At 67.9% G+C, this 1808-nt stretch carries 2 protein-coding genes; both read left to right on the top strand.

The window, feature by feature from the left end:
- On the top strand, positions 1 to 473 hold a 473-nt coding region (locus EOA29_RS42445), incomplete at its 5' end, for a hypothetical protein (protein WP_189350138.1).
- A gap of 110 nt (positions 474 to 583) precedes the next feature.
- Positions 584 to 1435: a GcrA cell cycle regulator gene (locus EOA29_RS35140; protein WP_127222309.1), complete on the top strand. Its 852-nt coding sequence runs from the start codon at positions 584 to 586 to the stop codon at positions 1433 to 1435.
- Positions 1436 to 1808 lie beyond the last annotated feature (373 nt).

Below are 1808 nucleotides of genomic sequence, written 5' to 3' on the forward strand. Positions count from 1 at the left end.
GCATGAACGCGCGTCCCTCGACTCATGAATTCCATTCGTCCGGGCTGTCCTCCTCCCCGGTCCGGACGCATCCCGGGGCGTTTGCCTCGGATCCGGTCGAGCCGCCCGCACCCCGGTTCACCGGAACGGCCGGAGCCGCTCCTCCCCCGGCTCCGGCCGCCAATTCCGGCGGCACAAGCTGCATCCGCACCGAGGACGGCACCGTCATCCTGTTTGATCGCGCGACGGGCCGGGCGGTGTCGGGCCTGACGCGGGCCGCCGCCGAGGCGGCACTTCTTCGACTGCTTGGTGCGGCGCCAGAGCAATTCCAGGAAAAGTGCGAAGCGGTTTTCCGTCCGGAATTGCGTCGGAACAACGAGGCGCAATTCCAGGAAAAGTGCGAAGCGGTTTTCCGTCCGGAATTGCGTCAAAACAACGAGATGGAGCGCTTAGCCGTTTCCACAAAACGGCGAAGCGCACCAGGCGTCGCCTGACCTCCAACCCTTTCGCTGACCTGACATCGGCCTCGCGGCCGAACCCTGGCGCTTGGCCCGAGCCGAGCCCTTCGCAAGCCCAAGCCCTAGCAATCAACGGAATGAGAAAGATGGCAGCCGCCTACACCGAAAAGGAAATCGACGAGATCGCCGCCTGGCTGAGGGAGGGGCTTTCGGCCTCGCGCATCGCCGGCCGCTTCAGCGCCCTACGCGGCAGCCCGGTCTCGCGCAACGCCATCATCGGCATCGTCCACCGCAACGCCGGCCTCAGCGCCATCGGCTTCGCCAACCCGAAAGGCGGCCGCGCCGGCGGCCGGCCAAGGAAGCACGCGGCGCGGCCGGATCGTCCAGGCCGGCGGGGCAGGGTGGCGGCTGGAGGCGTGACGCTTTCCGAGCCGGCAGCGCTTTCGAGGCATGTCGAGTTGGTGGAGGAAGCCGGCGCCGCAACTGCCAATCTCCCCCCTTGTGGGGGAGATGGCCGGTCCACCCTCCGTAGCTGCAGCGCAGCTGCTGCGAAGGACGGGCAGGGCAGAGGGGGGCGCTGTCCGGCCGACATGCCCATCTGTGGGGTCGCCACGCAAACGGACGTCGTCAAAGCCCGCACTCCGCCCAAGCCCAAAAAACCCAAAGCACGCAAACCCGCGCGCTCCTTGCCGCCCGCCTGGCTCGCCCCCGGCGAGCGCCAAAAATCCGAAGCCCAGCTTTACAAGCTTCCCGCACCACCACCCCCGGTGCCGCCCGGCCGCCAGCCGCATGTCGCGGCCATGCGCTTCCTCGAATGCCTGTTCGGCCGCTGCCGCGCGCCGATCGACCTCGCGCTGCGCGAGGATCCGGAACACGATCCGCCCGGCGCCCGCCCCGGCCCCGACATGCTCTGTTGCGGCCTGCGCACGACTGGAACGCGTTCCTACTGCGCGCATCATCATGCGCGGTTCCACGGCCATCGCGGGAGGGGGATGTGAGTGTGCCGACGCTAATCTCCCCCCTTGAGGGGGAGAGGTCGCCGAAGGCGACAGAGGGGGTCGCTGCGCGTAGAGCGTCAGCCTCTTCTTGCGGCGTCTGCAATGTGCTGGAGCTCTACGTGAGACGCCCCCTCTGTCCTGCCCGTCCTCCGCAGCTGCTGCGCTGCAGCTGCGGAGGGTGGACCGGACATCTCCCCCACAAGGGGGGAGATCAGATGTCGCCGTGGCCTTCGCCAATCACCAACGTTGAAAGCAAGAGCCGGCGCTGGAACCGCCAATCTCCCCCCAAGTGGGGGAGATGCTCGGCAGGGCAGAGAGGGGCGCGAAGGAACTCAGCCTTCCCATTAGCCACGCACCACAACCCAAGGACCCC

Origin of the sequence: Mesorhizobium sp. M1E.F.Ca.ET.063.01.1.1, assembly GCF_003998155.1 — a bacterium.
Classification (GTDB): Bacteria; Pseudomonadota; Alphaproteobacteria; order Rhizobiales; family Rhizobiaceae; genus Mesorhizobium.